Annotated in this window: 19 protein-coding genes; 8 read left to right on the forward strand and 11 right to left on the reverse strand. The window is 66.5% G+C overall.

The genetic code is table 11. The features are described from left to right. Positions 1–8 precede the first annotated feature (8 nt). The 4 genes from QMG52_RS05475 to QMG52_RS05490 all read left to right on the forward strand — a co-directional run bounded on the left by QMG52_RS05475 (position 9) and on the right by QMG52_RS05490 (position 3,473). Positions 9–692 carry a 3'-5' exonuclease gene (locus tag QMG52_RS05475; RefSeq protein WP_283559423.1) on the forward strand — a complete coding sequence of 228 codons (684 nt, stop codon included), beginning with the start codon at positions 9–11 and terminating at the stop codon, positions 690–692. 346 nt (positions 693–1,038) lie between these two features. After that, positions 1,039–1,965, forward strand: coding sequence for a substrate-binding periplasmic protein (locus tag QMG52_RS05480; protein ID WP_283559424.1), 927 nt, complete (start codon positions 1,039–1,041; stop codon positions 1,963–1,965). A gap of 8 nt (positions 1,966–1,973) precedes the next feature. Then, positions 1,974–2,732, forward strand: coding sequence for an amino acid ABC transporter permease (locus tag QMG52_RS05485; RefSeq protein WP_283559425.1), 759 nt, complete (start codon positions 1,974–1,976; stop codon positions 2,730–2,732). A 3-nt stretch (positions 2,733–2,735) separates the two neighbouring features. Next, the gene (locus QMG52_RS05490) at positions 2,736–3,473 is read left to right on the forward strand and encodes an amino acid ABC transporter ATP-binding protein (protein ID WP_283559426.1); all 738 of its coding nucleotides are present in this window, start codon (positions 2,736–2,738) and stop codon (positions 3,471–3,473) included. 136 nt (positions 3,474–3,609) lie between these two features. On the opposite strand, the gene hemL is transcribed toward QMG52_RS05490, so the two are convergent. The 8 genes from hemL to hemE all read right to left on the reverse strand — a co-directional run bounded on the left by hemL (position 3,610) and on the right by hemE (position 12,800). After that, positions 3,610–4,980 carry a glutamate-1-semialdehyde 2,1-aminomutase gene (hemL, locus tag QMG52_RS05495; protein WP_283559427.1) on the reverse strand — a complete coding sequence of 457 codons (1,371 nt, stop codon included), beginning with the start codon at positions 4,978–4,980 and terminating at the stop codon, positions 3,610–3,612. 28 nt (positions 4,981–5,008) lie between these two features. Then, positions 5,009–5,989, reverse strand: coding sequence for a porphobilinogen synthase (gene hemB, locus QMG52_RS05500; RefSeq protein WP_283559428.1), 981 nt, complete (start codon positions 5,987–5,989; stop codon positions 5,009–5,011). Next, positions 5,986–6,969: a uroporphyrinogen-III synthase gene (locus QMG52_RS05505; RefSeq protein WP_283559429.1), complete on the reverse strand. Its 984-nt coding sequence runs from the start codon at positions 6,967–6,969 to the stop codon at positions 5,986–5,988. The genes hemB and QMG52_RS05505 overlap by 4 nt, the downstream gene beginning before the upstream one ends. A gap of 125 nt (positions 6,970–7,094) precedes the next feature. Further along, positions 7,095–8,126, reverse strand: a complete 1,032-nt coding sequence (hemC, locus tag QMG52_RS05510; protein ID WP_283559430.1) for a hydroxymethylbilane synthase — start codon at positions 8,124–8,126, stop codon at positions 7,095–7,097. 6 nt (positions 8,127–8,132) lie between these two features. Then, entirely contained in the window at positions 8,133–9,377 is a 1,245-nt protein-coding gene (locus QMG52_RS05515; protein ID WP_283559431.1) for a ferrochelatase, read from the reverse strand. Next, on the reverse strand, positions 9,374–10,099 hold the full coding sequence (gene hemQ / locus QMG52_RS05520; protein ID WP_283559432.1) for a hydrogen peroxide-dependent heme synthase: 726 nt from the start codon (positions 10,097–10,099) through the stop codon (positions 9,374–9,376). The genes QMG52_RS05515 and hemQ overlap by 4 nt, the downstream gene beginning before the upstream one ends. 119 nt (positions 10,100–10,218) lie before the next feature. Then, on the reverse strand, positions 10,219–11,739 hold the full coding sequence (gene hemG, locus QMG52_RS05525) for a protoporphyrinogen oxidase (protein WP_283559433.1): 1,521 nt from the start codon (positions 11,737–11,739) through the stop codon (positions 10,219–10,221). Beyond that, positions 11,739–12,800, reverse strand: coding sequence for a uroporphyrinogen decarboxylase (gene hemE / locus QMG52_RS05530; protein ID WP_283559434.1), 1,062 nt, complete (start codon positions 12,798–12,800; stop codon positions 11,739–11,741). The genes hemG and hemE overlap by 1 nt, the downstream gene beginning before the upstream one ends. A 312-nt stretch (positions 12,801–13,112) precedes the next feature. Here hemE and QMG52_RS05535 point away from each other — a divergent pair, with 312 nt between their 5' ends. Beyond that, positions 13,113–14,528 carry a glutamyl-tRNA reductase gene (locus QMG52_RS05535; RefSeq protein WP_283559435.1) on the forward strand — a complete coding sequence of 472 codons (1,416 nt, stop codon included), beginning with the start codon at positions 13,113–13,115 and terminating at the stop codon, positions 14,526–14,528. A 215-nt stretch (positions 14,529–14,743) separates the two neighbouring features. Here the strand turns inward: QMG52_RS05535 and QMG52_RS05540 are convergent, their stop codons facing one another. The 3 genes from QMG52_RS05540 to moeB form a co-directional block, all read right to left on the reverse strand. Further along, positions 14,744–15,478 (reverse strand): M50 family metallopeptidase, encoded by a 735-nt coding sequence (locus QMG52_RS05540; RefSeq protein ID WP_283559436.1) that lies wholly within the window; start codon positions 15,476–15,478, stop codon positions 14,744–14,746. Next, positions 15,479–16,453 (reverse strand): SDR family NAD(P)-dependent oxidoreductase, encoded by a 975-nt coding sequence (locus QMG52_RS05545; RefSeq protein WP_283559437.1) that lies wholly within the window; start codon positions 16,451–16,453, stop codon positions 15,479–15,481. A gap of 183 nt (positions 16,454–16,636) precedes the next feature. Further along, a complete protein-coding gene (moeB, locus tag QMG52_RS05550; protein WP_283559524.1) occupies positions 16,637–17,854 on the reverse strand; it encodes a molybdopterin-synthase adenylyltransferase MoeB in 1,218 nt (405 codons plus the stop codon). A gap of 101 nt (positions 17,855–17,955) precedes the next feature. On the opposite strand from moeB, the gene QMG52_RS05555 reads away from it, so the two are divergent. The 3 genes from QMG52_RS05555 (at position 17,956) to QMG52_RS05565 (ending at position 19,226) form a co-directional block, all read left to right on the forward strand. Next, the gene (locus QMG52_RS05555) at positions 17,956–18,594 is read left to right on the forward strand and encodes a TetR/AcrR family transcriptional regulator (protein ID WP_283559438.1); all 639 of its coding nucleotides are present in this window, start codon (positions 17,956–17,958) and stop codon (positions 18,592–18,594) included. 67 nt (positions 18,595–18,661) lie between these two features. Next, positions 18,662–18,886, forward strand: a complete 225-nt coding sequence (locus QMG52_RS05560; protein ID WP_283559439.1) for a DUF3107 domain-containing protein — start codon at positions 18,662–18,664, stop codon at positions 18,884–18,886. 31 nt (positions 18,887–18,917) lie between these two features. Beyond that, positions 18,918–19,226, forward strand: a complete 309-nt coding sequence (locus tag QMG52_RS05565) for a hypothetical protein (protein ID WP_283559440.1) — start codon at positions 18,918–18,920, stop codon at positions 19,224–19,226. Positions 19,227–19,478: the final 252 nt, after the last annotated feature.

Here is a 19,478-nt window from a genome sequence, read left to right on the forward strand (position 1 = left end):
GTGGATTTATGAGCAGTTGGCACACACTCCCCAGGGCAGCGTTCGACGTCGAGACAACCGGCCGCGATCCGCGCGAGGCGCGGCTGGTCACCGCTTCGATTGTGGTGGTCGACGGCGGCGGGACGGTGACGGCCGAGCACGAGTGGCTTGCCGATCCCGGCATCGAGATTCCGGCTGAAGTAACGGCGATTCACGGGGTGACGACGGAGCGGGCCCGCACGCACGGCATTCCGGCCGCCCGGGCGGCAACGGAGGTGGCCCAGGTGCTCACGGGGCTATTCGCCGCCGGTATCCCCGTCATCGCGTTTAACGCCTGCTATGACTTCACCGTTCTGGCCCGCGAATCCGTCCGTCACAACGTGCTGCCGATCGGTGCCTTGCCGGTCATTGATCCGTACATCTGCAACAAACAGGTGCACAAATACCGTAAGGGCAGCCGGACATTGGGGGCGCTGTGCGCGGAGTATGGCGTCCGTCTTAAGGACGCGCACACCTCCGCCGCCGATGCGCTTGCCACCATCCGGCTCGCGGATGCGCTGGCACTCCGCTTTCCCGAGCTGCGGCTCGAAGCCGCTGCGCTGCACGCTTCCCAGGTTGGCTGGGCCGCCGCCCAGGCGGCGGACTTTCAGAGCTATCTGCGCCGGAAGAATCCGGCGGCCGTTATCGAGGGACACTGGCCGCTGCTCCCCTAGCCGATCCGCGCCGACGATTCGCACCGGCGGTTATTGGGACATATCTCACACGACCCGATAAAGGCTGCGGGGTCACCGAGTGCCAGCAGGAATTCACTCCGCGCCGCACCAGCCCCGCAACCGAAGGCCGGGTAGGAGCAGTGACCAAATTATCTTCGTTGAACAGCGATGATTGGCGTCACTTGTGCATCCCAGCTTGCGAACCAACCCGGATGACATAATTTAGTTCGGCAAGTTGAGTTTCTGCTAGGGCGCTTATTGCACGCCAGCACACCGGCTCCCTGCCCACCCGAATTCCCCTCCCGCCGTGCCCTGCGGTACGGACCTCTATGAAAGTGATTGCCGGATGAAAACCAAAGCCCTCAAGTGGTTGACCACCGTTCCAGTCGCCGTCGCCCTGGCCGTCTCACTCTCCGCCTGCGGTGGCAGCGCTGACAGCGGCTCCTCGCCCACCGATGCCTTGGCCGGCAGCGACCAGCAGGCTCTGGACAAATACACGACGAAAACCGTGACGCCGCTGGACCGGATCGACAAGTCCGCGCTGGGACTGATCACTGACGGCACCCTGCGCGTCGGCACACTCTCTGATGCCCCACCGAACATTTTCCTGGACAAGTCCGGCAAGTTCACCGGTTTCGACAACGAGCTGCTTCGCGCCGTCGGGGATAAGCTAGGGCTGAAGGTCGAGTTTGCCTCCACAGATTTCTCCGCCCTGTTGGCCCAGGTGCAGAACAAGCAGTTCGACGTTGGATCCTCCTCCATCTCCACCACCGACAAACGCCGTGAGAACGTGGGCTTCACCAACGGCTACGACTTCGGCTACATGGCCGTCGTCGCCAAGACCGACTCCAAAATTAAGTCATTCAAGGACCTGACCAAGGACGATCGCATCGGCGTTGTCCAAGGGTCGATCCAGGATGATTACGTCACGAATACGCTCAAGATCGAGCCGGTCCGCTTCAATGACTACAATTCCCTGTACGCCAATCTGAAGAACGGCCAGGTTGACGCGTGGGTTGCGCCCTCCCAGCAGGCAACCGGCCAGGTCAAGGACGGCGACGGCACCGTGATTGCGGAGACCGTCATTAACACCCAGAACTTCACCGCCTACGCGGTGAACTCCAAGAACCAGGCCCTCATCGACGCCCTGAACTCCGGCCTGGACGCTGTGATCACCGACGGGACCTGGTCCAAGCTGGTCAAGGAGTGGTACCCGACCCGCGAGACCCCGAAGACGTGGAAGCCCGGCAGCAAGGCAGTCACCCTCCCGTAGGGCCGATTATGGACGCATTTGAGCAACTTCTCAAAACATTCTTTGACTGGAAGGCCATGGGCGCCGTAGTGCCCAACCTGCTCACGGTTGGTTTGCCCAATACGTTGATCCTGGCTGTTTCGGCCGGCATTATCGGGTCCGTCCTGGGCATGATCCTGGCGATCATGGGCATCTCGCGCAATCCCTTGTGGCGATGGATCGCACGGATCTACACGGACATTTTCCGCGGTCTGCCTGCCATCGTGACGATCCTGCTGATCGGCATCGGTCTGGGCCCCTCCGTCCGCCAGCTTACCGGCTCCACCAATCCGTTCCCGTTAGGTGTTCTGGCGCTCTCCCTGATGGCGGCCGCCTACATAGGTGAGATCTTCCGATCGGGTATTCAAAGCGTGGAGAAGGGGCAGCTGGAAGCATCCCGTGCCCTGGGGTTCAGCTATGGGACTTCCATGCAGCTGGTCGTGGTGCCGCAGGGTATCCGGCGCGTGCTGCCGGCGCTGGTCAACCAGATGATCTCCCTCATTAAAGACTCGTCGCTGATCTATCTGCTTGGTCTGTTGGCCAGTCAGCGCGAGATCTTCCGGGTCGGCAATGATGCGGCCGCCAACTCCGGAAACCTCTCTCCCCTGGTGGCCGCCGGCATCCTTTACCTGGTGCTGACGGTACCGCTGACCCATCTGGTGAACTTCATCGACAACAGGCTCCGCACCGGCCGGCCGGAGAAACTCCAGCCCGATGAAGCTGCCGCCGTCGTCGGAAAGGGCGCGTAACCCATGGCTGAGATCAGCTCCGGCACTCTGACCGGCAAGAATCTGCACCTGTCCTTCGGCCCCAACCACGTGCTGCGGGGGATTGATCTGCACGTTGAAAAGGGCACCACCGCCTCGGTGATCGGCCCCTCCGGCTCCGGAAAATCTACGCTGCTGCGCGTGATGAACCGGCTCATCGAACCCGATCAGGGTGACATCCTGCTCGACGGGAAGTCCGTCCTGACGGAGAATCCGGACCAGCTGCGCCAGCGGATCGGCATGGTTTTCCAGCAATTCAACCTCTTCCAGCACAAGACCGTGGTGGAAAATGTCTCGATGGCCTTGCGGAAGCTGCGCAAAGTCCCCAAAGATCAGGCACGCGTCCAGGCCCTGGAACAGCTCGACCTTGTCGGGCTTCGGCACAAGGCCGACGCACGCCCCGCCAATCTCTCCGGCGGCCAACAGCAGCGCGTGGCCATTGCCCGTGCGCTGGCGATGCAGCCGGAAGTCATGTTCTTCGACGAGGCCACGTCGGCCCTGGATCCGGAGCTGGTCAAGGGGGTCCTCGCGTTGATGGCAGATTTGGCGAAGTCGGGTATGACAATGGTGGTTGTGACCCACGAGATGGGCTTCTGCCGCAATGTCTCGGATACGGTGACTTTCATGGACGCCGGCGTCGTGGTGGAGACCGGATCCCCTGATCAGCTCTTCACCGCCCCCGAGACGGACCGGCTGCGGGGCTTCCTCTCCGACGTTCTGTAGTCCGAGAACCGGTCAGCAGCCGTCCCGGGACGGCATAATGCCCGACAAATGGACCGGTGCCGTGGAGATTCCCACGGCACCGGTCCATTTCAGCGGCATCCGGCCGGATGTACCCGGCCGGTGTCCTACATATCAGTTAGGCGGCTGCGGCGGCCTTCGCCGCAGCAGGAAGCGCGTCCACGATACGGTTCATCGCCGCGTCATCGTGCGCCGCGGAAAGGAACCACGCCTCAAAGACCGACGGCGGCAGATAGACACCGGCGTCAAGCATCGCGTGGAAGAACGGCGCGTAACGGAACGTCTCCTGTCCCTGGGCGTCCTCATAGTTGTGCACGCCCCGTTCGGACGTGCCGAAGGCGACGGAGAAGAGGCTGCCGGCGCGTTGGATGCTGTGGTCCACTCCGGCCGTGCTCAAAGCCTGGGACAGCGCCGAGGACAGCTCCATCGACCGGGCATCTACGGTTGCATAGACGTCCGCCGTCGCCGCGGTCAGCGTGGCGACACCGGCTGCCATGGCCACCGGATTCCCGGAGAGGGTGCCCGCCTGGTAGACCGGTCCCACCGGTGCCAGGTAGTCCATGACCTCCGCGCGGCCGCCCAGCGCCGCCGTCGGGAGTCCCCCACCGATCACTTTGCCAAAGGTAAACAGGTCCGGCGTCCACTCCGGACCCGAAGCTGTTGAGCTCCCTGCTGTCCCCCCGACCGGCGCCCCGGACGTCCCGCCAAGCGCTCCGCCGGTCAGCCCCCAGTAGCCGGCCGGTCCGGTGCGGAATCCGGTCAGCACCTCATCGAGGATCAGCAGCGCGCCATGCCCGGCGGTGATCCGGGACAACCCGGCGTTGAATCCCTCGCCCGGAGCCACCACGCCCATATTGGCCGGCGCGGCCTCCGTGATGACCGCGGCAATGCTGTGACCATGCCGGGCAAAGGCCGCCTCAACGGCGCCCAGATCGTTGTACGGCAGCACCAGCGTTTCCGCGGCGGTGGCAGCGGTGACGCCGGCCGAGCCGGGCAGCGCCAGGGTGGCCAGGCCGGAGCCCGCGGCGGCCAGCAATGAGTCCAGATGCCCGTGGTAGCAGCCGGCGAACTTGATGATCAGGTTACGTCCGGTGAACCCGCGGGCCAGCCGGACCGCCGTCATGGTCGCCTCGGTACCGGTGGAGACCATGCGCAGCCGTTCGACGGCGGGCACGCGCTGCTGCACCAGCGACGCCAGTTCCGCCTCGGCCGGCGTCGAGGCCCCGAAGCTCAGTCCGCGGTCGACGGCGGCATGCACCGCCGCCAGAACGTCCGGGTGGGCGTGTCCCAGCAGGGCCGGCCCCCAGGAGCAGACCAGGTCCACATAATCGCGTCCGTCCGCGTCCGTGAGATGGGCGCCCTTGGCGGACACCATGAAACGCGGCGTCCCGCCCACCGAGCCGAAGGCGCGTACCGGGGAATTGACGCCGCCGGGCATCAGGGACTTGGCCCGGTCGAAGAGTGAAGCTGAAATGTCTGTGCTGATCATAGGTCCATTCTTTCAGGCCGTGAGGGGCTTAGGGGTTTTTCAGCCAGCCGGCCAGTTCGGTGGCCCAGTAGGTCAGGACCATGGAAGCGCCAGCCCGCCTGATGCTGAGCACGGATTCCTCGATGGCGCGGCGCCTGTCGATCCAGCCGTTCGCGGCCGCGGCTTCGATCATCGCGTATTCGCCGGACACCTGATAGGCGGACACCGGAACCGGGGACATCGCGGCCACGTCGGCCAAAATATCCAGATAGCTCATGGCCGGTTTCACCATCACCATGTCAGCGCCCTCGGCGAGGTCCAACTTTACCTCCAGCAGGGCCTCCCGCCGGTTACCCGGATCCATCTGATAGGTCCGCCGGTCCCCGGTCAGTTGGGAATCAACGGCTTCCCGGAAGGGACCGTAGAACGCCGACGCGTACTTCGCGGCGTACGCCAGCACGGACGTTTCCTCGAATCCGGCGGCGTCCAGCGCCTGCCGGATGACCGCTACCTGACCGTCCATCATGCCCGACGGCGCCAGCACCTGAGCACCGGCCCGCGCCTGTGCCACGGCCATGTCCGCATAAATTTCCAGCGTGGCATCGTTATCCACGCCGCCGGACGCGTTAAGCACGCCGCAGTGGCCGTGATCGGTGAACTCGTCCAGACAGAGATCGCTCATGACCACCAGATCATCGCCGACCTCCGCATGGACATCGCGGATGGCCTTATTCAACACGCCGTCCGGGTCCAGCGAGGCGGAGCCGGTGGCATCGCGCTCGGCGGGAACGCCGAAGAGCATGATCCCGCCCACCCCGTGCTCCACGGCTTGGACCGCCGCACGCTTCAGCGATTCGGTACTGTGTTGGACCACGCCCGGCATGGAGTTGATGGGCAACGGATTGTTCAGACCCTCGCGGATAAAGGCGGGCAGAATCAGCTCGGCCGGATCCAGCCGGAATTCGGTCGTGAGGCGGCGAAGCGCGTTGGTGGCGCGCAGCCGGCGCGGACGGTGGTGGGGGAAACTCATGAGGACTCCTTCGGATCGGCAGCCGCGGTTACGGATTCGCGGACGGCTGGCTCGGTGGCCGCGGCGTCTTTCACGGCCTGCACCAGCGCTTCCACAATTCCGGCCGGCGTTGGTTTCTTCGCCGTGGCCGCGACGGCAAGGCCCAGCCGGACAGCTTCGTCACGGGTCGGTTCGCCGATGGCGACCAGCAGACATCGCTGGGGCAGCGGCGCGAGATGGCGGGCAATGCTCCGGGCCGCGCTTGCTGACGCGGCGACGACGGCGTCAAGCCCGCCGCCGCTGATCAGCACCTTCGCTTGCGCCGGCGTCAGCGCTGGGGCGGGCGCACGGTAACTGGCCCGGCCATCGCAGGCCGTACCGTTATTGACGAGGCCATTGACCGGCGCAGCGGCGCCTGGTTGACCGGAAGCCAGCACGGCGGTGAGCCGCTGCTCCGTCCGGGCCTGGTAGTCAACCGTCACGTATGCCGTGACCGAGTCGACCGCGGCCCCGCCCCGGCTCATGCCGGCCGCCAGGGCCGGGTCGGCGAGGTTGGAATGCGGCAGCAGGACCCGTGCCGCTCCGGCCGGCCACAAGGCCACCAGACCGGCAGCGGACTGCACGTCCTCAGGGGCCAGCTGCACGGTAAGTCCCTCGGCCTCCAGCACCCGTCGCGACGTAGGCCCGATGGTGGCAACCCGTGTCCCGGCCGGGACCAGCGCTGCCAGCTCGGTTCCGCGTTCGGCACACCACTGCTTCAGCGCGCGCACCGTTGTAATGCTGCTGACCAATAGCCAGTCGTACTCCCCGGCCGCCAGCGCCACGAGGCGCCCTGACAACGAGTCCTGATCGGGGGCAAGCTCAAAATCGATCAGAGGCACCAGGAACGGGACGGCCCCTTGGTCCTGCAGGGCATGTACCAGCGCGTCCGCGCGGTCCGGGCTCCGTGTAATGGCGACCCGGAGCCCACGCAGCGGCGTGTCGGTGACTTCAAGCAGCATGGGTTGCACCTGCACGGGTTCGATCGTTACGGACTCAATTGTTACGGAATCTGGCCGCGACAAGCCCGGCAAGCGGAGCCCCGTCTCGTTCGACCGGCGGATTCCCGGCCCGTTCCACCCGGTGGTCATCGCCCGGTGCCGGCCAGGTCCGCCAATTCGCCGGCACCCTGCAGCAGCAGTTCCTCGGCCAGATCTATCCCGAGCAGCGTCGCGCCCACTTCGGTCAGCGAATCGGTGGCCTTTCTCAGCCGCACCGCCGCGGATCCGTCCACCGCGCACACCACGGCTTCCAGATACAGCAGGCTGCCCTTGCGGTGTGCCAAGGCCCCCACCGGTGCGCTGCAGCCGGCCTCGAGCCGTGCGAGCAGTGCCCGTTCTGCCGTGACGGAGAGTCGGGTGTCGGCATCGTCCAGCGCGGCCAGCGCCTGTGCCAGGACGCCCGGCGCACCGGTGGCCGTCCCGGTCACGGCGCCAAAGCTTCCCGGAGCGTCTCCGGCACGGCACTCCACCGCGAGCGCGCCCTGGCCGGGGGCAGGCAGCATAATGGATGCTGCGAAGAACTCACTGACGGTGTCGAGCCGTCCGATCCGGGCCAGTCCGGCTGCGGCCAGGACGACGGCATCGAGGTCGCCGGACTTCCCGTCCACCCGCTGTGCCCCGTCCGGGGATTCCTGATTTCCGGGCAGCCCTGCGACCCGGCCCAGTCTGGTATCGACGTTGCCGCGGATATCCACCACCTCAAGGTCGGAGCGCGCCGCCCGAAGCTGGGCAGCGCGGCGCGGCGAGCCGGTGCCCACCTTGGCACCGACCGGCAACTCGGCGAACGTCAGACCGTCCCGGGCGCACAGCACATCCCGGACATCCTCGCGGGCCGGGAGGGCTGCGAGCCTCAGCCCATCGGCGGGGCCAGTGGGCAGGTCTTTGAGCGAATGTACGGCAATGTCGCAGCGCCCGGTCAGCAGCGCGTCCCGCAGCGCGGTGACAAAAACGCCGGTGCCACCCATCTGTGACAGCGGCCCGGTCAGAACGTCGCCGTCGGTCTTCACATGCACCAGCTCGGCAGTGAAGCCTCCGATGGCGGCCAGCTTGTCCGCCGTCTGCTGGCTTTGGGTCAACGCCAGTCTGCTGGCACGGGTGCCGATTTTTACTGTCTGCATTTTCGTTTAGCCACCCTCCTGTGTGCCGGCCGGACGCGGGCCATGCGCCGATCCGACGGTGCTGTCCGCGCCGGCGATGCTGGGCTTTTCCCCGCGGAAGTTGGCGCAGCAGCCCGGACGGCAGACGTCGTACCACGGTCCGAGATCCGTCATGGCCGGACGGTCCGTGATGTTGTTTTCCGCCGTCCGTTCGCAGATCAGATCCGCCAGACCGGCGATGAATTTCCGGTGCGTGCCCGGTGTCGGGACGCGGTCAAAGGCCAGTCCCAGTCTTTCGCAGGTCTCTTTGGCTTCGGTGTCCAGATCCCAGAGGACCTCCATGTGGTCCGTGACGAAGCCCAACGGCACTACCACCACGCCCTTGACGCCCTGCCCGGCCAGCTCGTCCAACGCATCATTGATATCCGGTTCCAGCCACGGAACGTGCGCCGCGCCGGACCGGGACTGGTAGACGAGTGACCACGGCGTGGGTGCGGTGGCACCGGTGACGGCATCAGCGCGCTTTATCACCTCGGCTCCGTTGGCCAGGTGCTGGGCCACATAAGCGGAGCCCTCGGCAAAGCGGCGTGGCTCATCCTCCGAGCGTCCGGCCGCCTCCGCATCGCGCAATGGAATGGAGTGCGTGGAAAAAAGGACGTGCACCGGCGCATCAGGGGTGCCAGCTGCGGCCAGGTCGGCACGCACCTTGGCCAGCCCCGCGGCGGTACCTTCAATAAAAGGCTCCACAAAACCGGGGTGGTCAAAATACTGGCGGACCTTGTCCACGGCCAGCCTGCCGTCGAGCCCGGTCTCAGTCAGCGCGACGCCGATGTCCTCCCGGTACTGCCGGCAGCTGGAGTAACAGGAATAGGCGCTGGTGGTGATCATCAGCAGCCGGCGATGGCCGGCGTCGTAGGCTTCCTGCAGTGTGTCCGCGATATAGGGCGCCCAGTTCCGGTTGCCCCACAACACCGGCAGGCCGATGCCCCGGGAGGCGAGCTCGGCTTCCAGATCCGTTTTCAGCACGCGGTTCTGCGCGTTGATTGGGCTGATGCCGCCATTGGCGCGGTAATGCTGGCTGACCTCTTCGAGGCGCTCATCCGGAATGCCGCGTCCGCGCGTGACGTTGCGCAGGAACGGAATCACGTCGTCCTGGCCTTCCGGTCCGCCGAACGAGGCGAGCAGGACGGCGTCGTAGTTCCTCGGTGCCTTCCGGCCGGCCTCGGTGACCGGATTCACCACGGAAACGGCCCCCTTTGCCTCCTGCGTCATCGCAAAACCTCGGCAATTTGGCCGGCACTGATCCGGCGGCCGGTGTAGAACGGGATTTCTTCGCGGACATGCATGCGGGCCTCCGTAGCGCGCAGATGGCGCATCAGATCAACCAGGTCCAGCACGTCGTCGGCTTCCAGTCCCAGGATCCATTCCCAGTCACCGAGGGCGAAGGACGAGACGGTGTTGGACAGTACTCCCGGAAAATCCCGGCCCAGCATGCCGTGGTCGCGCAGCATCTTGCCGCGCTCCTCCGGGGGGAGGATGTACCACTCGTAGGAGCGGACGAACGGGTACACACAGACCCAGTCCTTGGGCTCTGTCTTGGACATGTAGGACGGGGCATGGTTCTTGGCGAATTCAGCCTCGCGGTGCACGCCCATTGCCGACCAGGCAATCTCCGTCCCGGTGAACAGATCGCTCCGGCGGATCTGCCGGACGGCCTGTTGGAGTCCGTCCGCGCTGGGACCGATCAGCCAGATCATCACGTCGGCGTCGCTGCGCATGGCGGAGACGTCGTAGGCCCCGCGCAAGATGATGTGCTCGGTTGCCAACCCGGCGACCAGTTCTTCAAAAGCGGCGACGCGCTGTTCGCTGCCCGCACCCGGCAGCCCAACGCGTTTGAAGACCGTCCAGAGGGTAAACGGACTCGTAACCGGCGTCGTATCGGACGTTCCCGGATCAGAAGTTTTAGTGACAGATTCCGCAGAAGTGTGGCTCATGGTTACCAGTTTGCCCCTCCGGACCGGAAAGTTGAAACCGACGACCTCTACAGCCGGTAGAAGTTGCGGAACTCACACGCCGCGAAGCCTAATGTGGCCCGCTTCGAGGTGCGGCTGGATCAGTCCTTCAGCAGGAGCGCCACCGCGGCTCGGGCATCCACCACCACGGCGGCCAGACCATTCCCGGCCAGCCAGCCGCCGAGCAGCAGCAGCCCGGGTTGCCTGCGCGCAATGGCGCGGACCTCGGCCACCTCTTTGCGGTGCCCGACGGCGGCAAACGGCAATGAACCGGGCCACCGGACCACGTCCCAGTCCACCAGGACGCCGCGGCTGACCGGCTGACCCAGCAGGGTGGACGCGTCTGCGAGTGCTGCGGCGAGCAGCTCCTCATCGGTGGCGGGTTCCGTCCCGGCGCGGCTCGGCCCGGCAGGACTCGGCATCGCGGGTTCCGTCCCGGCGCGGCCGTAGGAGAGCCGGAGGACATGCCTACCGGGGCCGGCGAGATCGGCCAGCCATTGCCACTTTGCGGTGGCATGCGTCAGCGCCTTTGCCCGGATGCCAGATGTCTGCGGGGCCACCAGAATGCCAGTGCCGCGGGGTTTCGTGTCCAGCTCCGGCAAATCCAGCACCAGCGTCACCAGCCGCACATCCGGCCCGGCAGCCGGAGCGTGTTCGGCGAGTGCGGGAACGGCTGGCCCCAGCAATCGCACAGCCGCCGGTCCGTCGGTGGCCACCACCAGAACATCCGCCTGAGCGGTCCAGTCCCCGGCCGACACGGTCCACGCTCCTGCGGCAATCGATCTATTGGCCCCACCCCGCGCTTTCGTATCAGATTCCGCCGGCGCATTGCGCGAAATCGCAGTCACCGGATGACCCACATGCAGTTCCACCCCGGCCTGCCGCAAGGCCGCCGTCAGGGCGGAGACCAGCGTGAACATCCCGCCGGCAAGCCCGCCCACCGCGGATCCAGCCTTGGCGGATGCACGCTGGGCCGACACCGCGGCGGCCAGTGAACCATGCTGCAGGATCCCCTTGCGCAGTCCAGGCGCCACCACGTCCACGTCGATCAGTTCAGGATCCGCGGAATGCACGCCGCCCACCACCGGGGCCACAAGACGCTCCAGCACCTTCCGGCCCATCCTGGCCCGCACCAGCGCCGCGACGCTGCACTCTTCCGCCGTCGTCCCCACCGAGACGGGCAGCCGGGCATCCAGCGCTGCGCGCAGAGAACCGGCGAAACCGAGCGCCCGGCGGACTTCCGGCGCGTGCGGATCGGCAGGAATTCCCAGGACTCCGGTCCTGGGCAGCGGCAACGGGCTGTCCGGCAACTGCACCCAGGCGCCGGCGGGGTCGGGCGAGACGATGCTGCCGCCCAATCCGAGGTCGGCCGCCAGGTCTGCGACCGCCGTCGAACGCGTGGCAAAAGACTCCGCGCCGCTGTCCAGCAGCAGGCCTGCCACCCGGTGCGAGCCCACGCAGCCGCCGAAGGCGTGCCCGGCTTCCAGCACGGTGACCCGATGGCCGGCCGCGGCGAGGTCACGGGCCGCCACCAGTCCGGAGATTCCGCCGCCGACGACGACCGCGCGCGGCTTCGATCGTGGACGCGGCTGCGGCCGTGACTGTGGCTCCCCTGCCGACATCACGGCTGGATCGAGTGGATCAGTTCCACGACCCGGGTAAGGACGGCCGGATCCGCCTCCGGTGGCACACCGTGCCCCAGGTTCAGCACGTGTCCGGGCGCGGCGGCACCGGCGGTGATGACCTCGCGCACATGGGCTTCGAGCACCTCCCAGGGCGCGGACAGCAGAGCCGGATCGATGTTGCCCTGCAGCGGCACCTTTCCGCCCAGCCGGCGGTTGGCAACATCGAGCGGCAATCGGTAGTCCACCCCGATCACGTCCACGCCGACGTCGTGCATGGCCCCGAGCAGCTCGGATGTCCCCGTACCGAAGTGGATCAGCGGCGCCCCCAGATCGCGCACATGATCCAGTGCACGTGAGGACGCGGGGGCCACGTAGCGGGTGTAATCGGCCAGCCCCAGCGAACCTGCCCAGGAGTCGAAGAGCTGGCCGGCGCTGGCCCCGGCTTCCAGCTGGGCGCGCAGGAACATCCCGGACGCGTCTGCCGCCCACCGGGTCAGTGCCTGCCAGGCAGCCGGATCCGCATGCATCATGGTGCGCGGGCCCAGATGATCCCGCGAGGGTTTGCCCTCCACCATGTACGCGGCCAGCGTGAACGGCGCCCCGGCAAAGCCGACCAGCGGCGTCTTCCCGAGCTGGGCCACCGTCAGCCGGACGGCCTCGCGGATCGGCTCCAGCGCTTCGTCGGTCAGCGTGGGCAGGGCGGCGACATCCGCGGCCGTGCGGATCGGCGCATCCAGCACCGGACCCACGCCCGGGACAATGTCGACGCCGACGCCGGCCAGCTTAAGCGGGATGACGATGTCGGAGAAAAAGATGCCTGCGTCCACGTCGTGCCGCCGGACCGGCTGCACGGTGATCTCCGAGGCCAGTTCAGGGTTCAGGCAGGACTCCAGCATCGCCACGCCCTTGCGCAGCGCCCGGTATTCAGGCAGTGAACGCCCGGCCTGGCGCATGAACCACACCGGCCGCCGCGACGGCTTCCCCCCGCGGTAGGCGGTAATCAGCGGCGAATCGGCGGTGCGGCCATCCATCAGCGGATGTGTCTGGCTAAGTGTCATGGCTCTGATTCTGCCGAAGATCTGCCCAATTGGATAACCGCAGTGCCGCTGTGCTGGTTCCGGCTCCCATCCCAACTGCCGCCCCAGGCCCAGCCCCAGGCTCCGGCTCCGGCTCCGGCTCCGGGGAGGCAACGGCTCCGGGGAGGCAACGGGAGGCCGGTCATCCGGCCGCGTGGCGTCAAAACCGCGCCAGGACCGCGCGCTGGCGCCGGGCTGTATCCGTTCGAGGTAACGAAGATCACCGGTCAGAATTCAGCTATGGCTCCCCTTGCTTGTTCTACCTGGCCAAGAAGTCGGTACTATGGAGGGGTTGTGGTCCTATTCTCCCTTGTTGCGTCGCACGCCGATATTGACCTCGAGACAGTTGCCCGCCTGAGCGCCGGCGCCTCCGAGGTCCCTTTGTCCGTGCTCGATAGCCACCCCCAAATCCTCGGCGCGGTGGCGCTTGCGACCTGTAACCGGTATGAGATTTACGCCGAGACAAAGACGGACGACGACGTCGAAGCGGCACGTTCCGCGGTCATCAGCCGGATCAGCCAGACCAGCGGGCTCTCCGAACACACCGTCTCCCGCGCCTTCGAAACGCGCAGCGGACCGGCCGTGAGCCGGCACTTGTTTGCCGTCAGCGCGGGACTGGATTCCGCCGTCGTCGGTGAACGCGAAATTGCCGGCCAGGTCCGGCGCGCCTTGACCGGCGCCCAGCAGGATTCGACCGCCAGCCCCGCCCTGGTCCGGCTGTTCCAGTCCGCCTCCAAGGCCGCCAAAGATGTTGGCGCGCGGACCGCGCTGGGCAGCCGTGGGCTCTCCATCGTCTCGGTGGCACTGGATCTGGCTGCCGAACTCGGCGACGCACGGCCGGCCATGTCCGCCGCGCGCCTTACCGCTGATGGCGGGACCCCCGCCGCTGACGGAGGGACCCATGCCGCCGGCGACTGGGTCAGCCGGGCGGTAACCGGTGGGGACTTCTCCGGCTCACGGGCCGTCATTTTCGGCACCGGAGCCTACGCCGGCGCCACCATGGCCAGGCTCACCGAACGCGGTTGCCGGGACATCTCGGTCTTCTCCTCCTCCGGCCGGGCAGCGGCTTTCGTCGCATCGCGCGGCGGGACCGCGCTGACAGCCGAGAGTCTCCAGGGCGCCGTCGCCGCCGCGGACATCCTGATCGGCTGCAGCGGATCGGACCATCGCGTCGAGGCGGCAGAAATTGCCCGCCTGCGCCGCCGTTCGGCGCGCCCGCTGGTCATTGTTGATCTGGCGCTGACCCACGACTTCGATCCGGCCGTGGCGGAACTGGACGGCGTCGAACTGCTGACGCTCGAATCCGTCCGGCTGGCCGCACCGACGGAGCAGACGGAATCGATGGCGCACGCCAGCAGCATCGTTGCCGAGGCCGCCCGCAGCTTCGAAGATCAGCAGAGCGTCCGCTCGATGGACAGCGCCATCGTGGCACTGCGCCGACACACCATGGGCGTGCTGGATACCGAGATCGCCCGCGTACGTGCCCAGCACGGCTGCACCGCCGCGGCGGAGGAAGTGGAATTCGCGATGCGCCGGATGGTCAAGTCGCTGCTGCATATCCCGACGGTCCGGGCCCGTGAATTGGCGGCCGCCGGCGAGCAGGACAGCTACCTGGCCGGCCTCGAGGCGCTCTTTGGCATCACGGTGGATCAGCCGGCTGCCGTTTCTCCGCTCGAATGCCCGGTTGACCGCTCGGCCGACACGGCCTGAACGCCGTCCGGTGCCCGGCCCCGCTGTACCGGCCCACGCCTCCCCGCCGAGAACGCAGTTGCCCCGCGAAAACGCAGTTGCCCAGCATCGTTCTCGCGGTCCGGCCACAGTTACGCAGCCCAATCCGGCGCCGTTCTCATGGCCCCGGCCTCGGCCCCGCTTTCGCGGAGCGGATTGTCGCGGCTCGGCCCCGTTGTCGGGGAGCGGTGCCCCTCTCAGCCCGCTATCAGCACTGCGGTGACCGCGGCCCACGCGCATGCCGCGATCACCGTGCCCATCAGCAGCAGCCAGACGACGGACGGAATCCCCGTCCGCCGGTACAAAAGGTACGCGTCCGAGGAAGCCAGCCGGTTCCGCCGCGTCAGGTGCACCGCGATGACGTTAAACCAGGCCAGCACGGCTCCCAGCAGCAGCGCCGCGCCGAGCACCAGCAGCACATAGCCCTGGACACGCCCGTCCGCCAGGTACAGCAGCGCCACGGATACCGCGGCGCAGACCAGCACGGCCAGGGCGCCGAACCAGTTGCGGACAAAGAGCAGGGCCAGCAGCACGACAACGGCGCCCGCTAGGAGTGCCGCGCTCTGCCAGCCGGTCAACGCGGCGAGCACCAGCGCTGCGCCAACCGCGGCCGGCGCGGGATAGCCCCAGAAGCCGGACCAGACCGCCGGCCACCGTCCCCGCGCGAGGGTATGCGTCGTTCCGGACTGGTCGGACCGGATCCGAATGCCGGTCAGCCGCTGCCCGGTCAGCAGCGCGGCAAAGGCGTGGCCGAGTTCGTGGACCACCGTGACATAAATGCCGAAGTGCCGCCACACAATACCGGGGACCGCCAGTACCACGGCGGCGGCCAGAATCATTATCAGCACGGGGCCGGCGGGATCCAGCGGCGCTCCTCGGGTGATCGCACCGACCAGCGTGTCCGTCCAGCCGTCCGCGGAGAGCAGCGACACCTAAGCGAACACGTTAATGCCGGTGAGCTCCGCGGAAAGATCCCAGAGCCTGGCCGCGGCATCCGGGTCCACTGCGTGCGCATCGACGCCGGCCAGCGGGGACGTGGGCGAATCCGGGTCGGTCGGCTCGGCGATATCACAGTCCTCGCAGTAGACTCCACCCATCTCCGCCAGCACGGGCGCCGTGGCGGCCCAGATGGAAGTCGCGGCGCCCTGCTCCGGTGATTTAAACCGCGGATCGACTTTGCCCTGCGCATCCAACCAACCGGCGGTAATCATCTCTTCACGGGGCAAGTGGCGCTGCAGTTCGGTCATGATGCCGCCCGGATGTGCGGCGAAGGCCCGCACCCCCGCGCCGCGTCCGCGCCGGTCCAGCCAGACGGCAAAGACACTGTCCGCCGTCTTGACCTGTCCATACGCCTGCCACTTGTCATAGCCGGTGTTGAACTGCGGATCGTCGAACCGGATACCGGAGAGCTTGTGCCCGGTGGAGGACAACGCGACGACACGCGCACCGCCGCCGGCGGTCAGGGCCGGCCACGGCAGATTGGTCAAGGTGTAATGGCCCAAAGGGTTGGTGGCGAACTGCGACTCCCAGCCCGAAACCACGCGTTTTTCCGCGCTGGCCATGATGGCCGCGCTGTTGATCAGGATGTCCAGGCTGCGCCCGGAATCCAGAAAGCGGGCGCTGAAGTCTTTTACGCTGTGCTGATCCGCCAGATCCAGGGCATCAACGGCCACTCGGTCCGGATAAAGGCCGGCGGAGCCCAGGACCTCCTGAGCATGATCCGGCCGGCGGGCCGGAACCACCACCCATGCACCCGCCGCGGCCAGCGCCTTCGTGGTTTCCAGCCCCAGTCCTGAATAACGGCCCGTCACCATCGCGGTGGTTCCCGCCAGGTCAAGGCCTTGAAGCACCTCCTCCGCGGTGGAGCGTGCCCCGAAGCCGGAGTTGATCTTATGCTGCAATGTCATTTGTTCTTGCCGAGGTGACATGTTCTGCGGAGGTGTCCATAAGCTCTTCCTGTTCTGGGCATCGTCGAATATGGGTGCGTATTCTGGGGCAATCGGCTCTCCCTAGCTGCAAAATGAGCACCTCAGGTGGATCGGCAGCCTGGTAACGGGTCAGTCAAGAGTCAGTTAGGGGTCAGTGACCGGTCAGTAGACGGGTTTGTCCGGTTCCACGTCCCGCACCCAGGCGAGTATGCCGCCGTCCAAATGGACGACGTCGTCGTAACCGGCCGCCTGCAGGCTCGCCAGCGCCTGGGCCGAGCGGGCGCCGGACTTGCAGTGCAGCACCAGCGGCACGTCGCGCGCGATCCGTGGCAGCGCGCTGCCGGTCTGGATCCCGGCCAGCGGGATCAGCACGGATCCGGGGATGCGCACGATGCCGAATTCTCCCGGCTCGCGGACATCGATGAGCTCAAAACCGTCTTCTCCGCGATCCCGGGCGGCAAGCCGTGCCGCGAGACCGCGGGCCGAAATGGTGTCCGTTGTGTCTGTCCCGGCCGCGGCCGCCGGTACACCGCAGAAGTCCGCATAGTCCACGAGGCCGGCCACGGGCACCGCGTCCGGGTCCTTGGAAATGCTGATTTCCCGCCAGCTGGAGCCCAGGGCGTCAAAAATCAAAAGGCGGCCGAGCAGGGAACGGCCTACGCCGGTGATCAGCTTCACGGCTTCGATCACCATCATGGAGCCGACGGCGGCGCAGAGCATCCCGAACACCCCGCCCTCGGCGCAGGAGGGGACGGATCCTGCGGCCGGCGGCTCCGGGTACAGGTCACGGTAGCTGGGGCCGAACTTCTCCCAAAAGACGCTGACCTGTCCATCGAAGCGCAGGATGGAGCCCCAGACATAGGGTTTGCCCTGCAGCGCAGCTGCGTCGTTAACCAGATAGCGGGTGGCGAAGTTGTCCGCGCCGTCCAGAATCAGATCGTAATCGGCAAACATTTCCAGCGCGTTGGATGAATCCAGCCGGAGCGGATGCAGCCGCACGTTCACCAGCGGATTCAACGCCGCAATGGAATCCCTGGCGGATTCGAGTTTGCTTCGGCCCACATCGGCGACCGAGTGGATCACCTGCCGCTGCAGATTGCTCAGGTCCACGTCGTCGTCGTCCACGATCCCGATGGTCCCCACGCCGGCGGCAGCCAGATACAGCAGCGCCGGCGAGCCCAGACCGCCGGCCCCGATCACCAGAACACGGGCATTCTTCAGCCGACGCTGCCCCTCGGTGCCGATCTCGGGGATGATCAGGTGTCTCGAATACCGCTCAATTTCCGTCCGGCTCAGTTCCGGACCGGGCTCCACCAGGGCTGGGAGGGCCGGGGAATCGGAACTGCGCTGCGCGGTGCTTGCCCGCAATGTTGGTACCATAAACATTAATCTATGCCCTTGGCGTGAGCGCAGTCATATTACCGGCCGGTAGAGTGGATCGATACGCTCCGGTGGGGCGCGAACCGGAAAGGCGCCACGGCATGACCCAGGATCCTCATGGCCCGCAACGGGGCGGCGGTCGCCCGCGGCTGGCCCGGCTCCCCCGCGATGAACGGCGCGCCCAGCTGTTGGCCGCCGCCCAGGAAGTCTTCGTCGCCAACGGCTACCACGGCACCGCGATGGATGAAATCGCCGACACCGCCCGCGTCAGCAAGCCGGTGCTGTACCAGCACTTTCCCAGCAAACGTGAACTGTATCTGGCTCTGCTCGACGCCCATTTGGCCGAGCTGACGAGTCGGCTGATCGCCGCTTTGGGCTCGACGACGGACAATAAGTTCCGCGTTCAGGCGACGATGCGCGCCTACTTCGAGTTCATTGCCAAGGATGATCAGGCGTACCGGTTCGTCTTTGAATCGGATCTGGTGAACGATCCCGAGGTCGCCGCCCGGCTCGAGACCTTTAATGCCGCCTATGCCGATGCCATTGCCGGCGTCATCTCCGAGGACACCAAGCTCCCCCATATCGAGGCCACCCTGCTGGGCCGTGCCCTGGCGGGAATGGCCCAGGTCAGTGCCCGTTACTGGTTGGAAACCGACGGGCATCTGGACCTCGATGTGGCCAGTGAACTGATTTACCGTTTGGCCTGGCGCGGAATCAGCCGCTTCCCCAAAGAGCCATAGACTAAACTCAGGGACGGGCCGTGGGCCCGGATCCGCAATATGCCCGGAAATAAAAGGAGACACCACGGTGGAAATCAAGATCGGTATTCAGAACGTCGGACGCGAAATTGTGCTGGAGTCCGCCCAGAATGCGGATGAGGTCGCCACCCTCGTGTCCGAGGCCATCTCGAAGGGCTCCGAGCTTCGCCTGACCGATGATAAGGGCCGGGTCGTCATTGTCCCCGCCAACGTTTTGGGCTACGTCGAGGTCGGTGCCGAAGAATCGCGCCGGGTCGGCTTCGGCGCTCTCTAAACCAGACTGCCAGGAACAGGGAGGTACCGCCATGGTTGATCTTGTGGTCATCGCCCTGCTGTCCGCGGCCGCCGGCGCCATCGTGTGGGGAACGGACCGAATACATCGCCACACGTATGGTGAACTGCTCCCCGCGGGCATTGCTGTGGCCGCTGCCCTGCTGACCTGGATCATCACAGTAGCAGCCGGACTCGGCTATCAGCCGGGACTGACCTGGATCCCGTGGATTGCCTCGCTGCTGGTCGGCGTCTTTCTTTCCACCACGGCAACGCAACTGCTGGGACGCCGTCGGACGGCGTTCGAGAGGGCCCATATGACCGTCATCCTGCGCCAATACTGAACTAGCGTCGCTGCTGTTCTGGCACTGAACCCGGCCATTTGTACCGGACCGGCTGGACCGTCGGGGTGGGTCCAGCCTCAGGGCTCCGTGCAGAGCCTGGACGGAGCGAACCACGTGGGCGTCCCTGGCCCTTCTCTGCGGACAGGAGGCCCCATGGATCAACGGCGAAGCAGAGGAATCTGCACGCCCAGCTGAGCGCACAGCAGACTTCTCCGACGGCGACCGCCCCGGACGGGATCTGCTCACGCCACC

Origin of the sequence: Paenarthrobacter sp. PH39-S1, assembly GCF_030063245.1 — a bacterium.
Lineage (GTDB): Bacteria > Actinomycetota > Actinomycetes > Actinomycetales > Micrococcaceae > Arthrobacter_M.

Bases quoted from the DNA above. Each gene is read 5' to 3' on its own strand.
- QMG52_RS05565 (WP_283559440.1), top strand. From the start codon at position 18,918: ATGGTTGATCTTGTGGTCATCGCCCTGCTGTCCGCGGCCGCCGGCGCC.
- QMG52_RS05545 (WP_283559437.1), bottom strand. From the start codon at position 16,453: ATGACATTGCAGCATAAGATCAACTCCGGCTTCGGGGCACGCTCCACC.
- hemC (WP_283559430.1), bottom strand. From the start codon at position 8,126: ATGCAGACAGTAAAAATCGGCACCCGTGCCAGCAGACTGGCGTTGACC.
- hemG (WP_283559433.1), bottom strand. From the start codon at position 11,739: ATGTCGGCAGGGGAGCCACAGTCACGGCCGCAGCCGCGTCCACGATCG.
- QMG52_RS05505 (WP_283559429.1), bottom strand. From the start codon at position 6,969: ATGCTGCTTGAAGTCACCGACACGCCGCTGCGTGGGCTCCGGGTCGCC.
- QMG52_RS05515 (WP_283559431.1), bottom strand. From the start codon at position 9,377: ATGACGCAGGAGGCAAAGGGGGCCGTTTCCGTGGTGAATCCGGTCACC.
- hemQ (WP_283559432.1), bottom strand. From the start codon at position 10,099: ATGAGCCACACTTCTGCGGAATCTGTCACTAAAACTTCTGATCCGGGA.
- moeB (WP_283559524.1), bottom strand. From the start codon at position 17,854: ATGGTACCAACATTGCGGGCAAGCACCGCGCAGCGCAGTTCCGATTCC.
- hemE (WP_283559434.1), bottom strand. From the start codon at position 12,800: ATGACACTTAGCCAGACACATCCGCTGATGGATGGCCGCACCGCCGAT.
- QMG52_RS05490 (WP_283559426.1), top strand. From the start codon at position 2,736: ATGGCTGAGATCAGCTCCGGCACTCTGACCGGCAAGAATCTGCACCTG.
- QMG52_RS05475 (WP_283559423.1), top strand. From the start codon at position 9: ATGAGCAGTTGGCACACACTCCCCAGGGCAGCGTTCGACGTCGAGACA.
- QMG52_RS05555 (WP_283559438.1), top strand. From the start codon at position 17,956: ATGACCCAGGATCCTCATGGCCCGCAACGGGGCGGCGGTCGCCCGCGG.
- QMG52_RS05480 (WP_283559424.1), top strand. From the start codon at position 1,039: ATGAAAACCAAAGCCCTCAAGTGGTTGACCACCGTTCCAGTCGCCGTC.
- QMG52_RS05485 (WP_283559425.1), top strand. From the start codon at position 1,974: ATGGACGCATTTGAGCAACTTCTCAAAACATTCTTTGACTGGAAGGCC.
- hemB (WP_283559428.1), bottom strand. From the start codon at position 5,989: ATGAGTTTCCCCCACCACCGTCCGCGCCGGCTGCGCGCCACCAACGCG.
- hemL (WP_283559427.1), bottom strand. From the start codon at position 4,980: ATGATCAGCACAGACATTTCAGCTTCACTCTTCGACCGGGCCAAGTCC.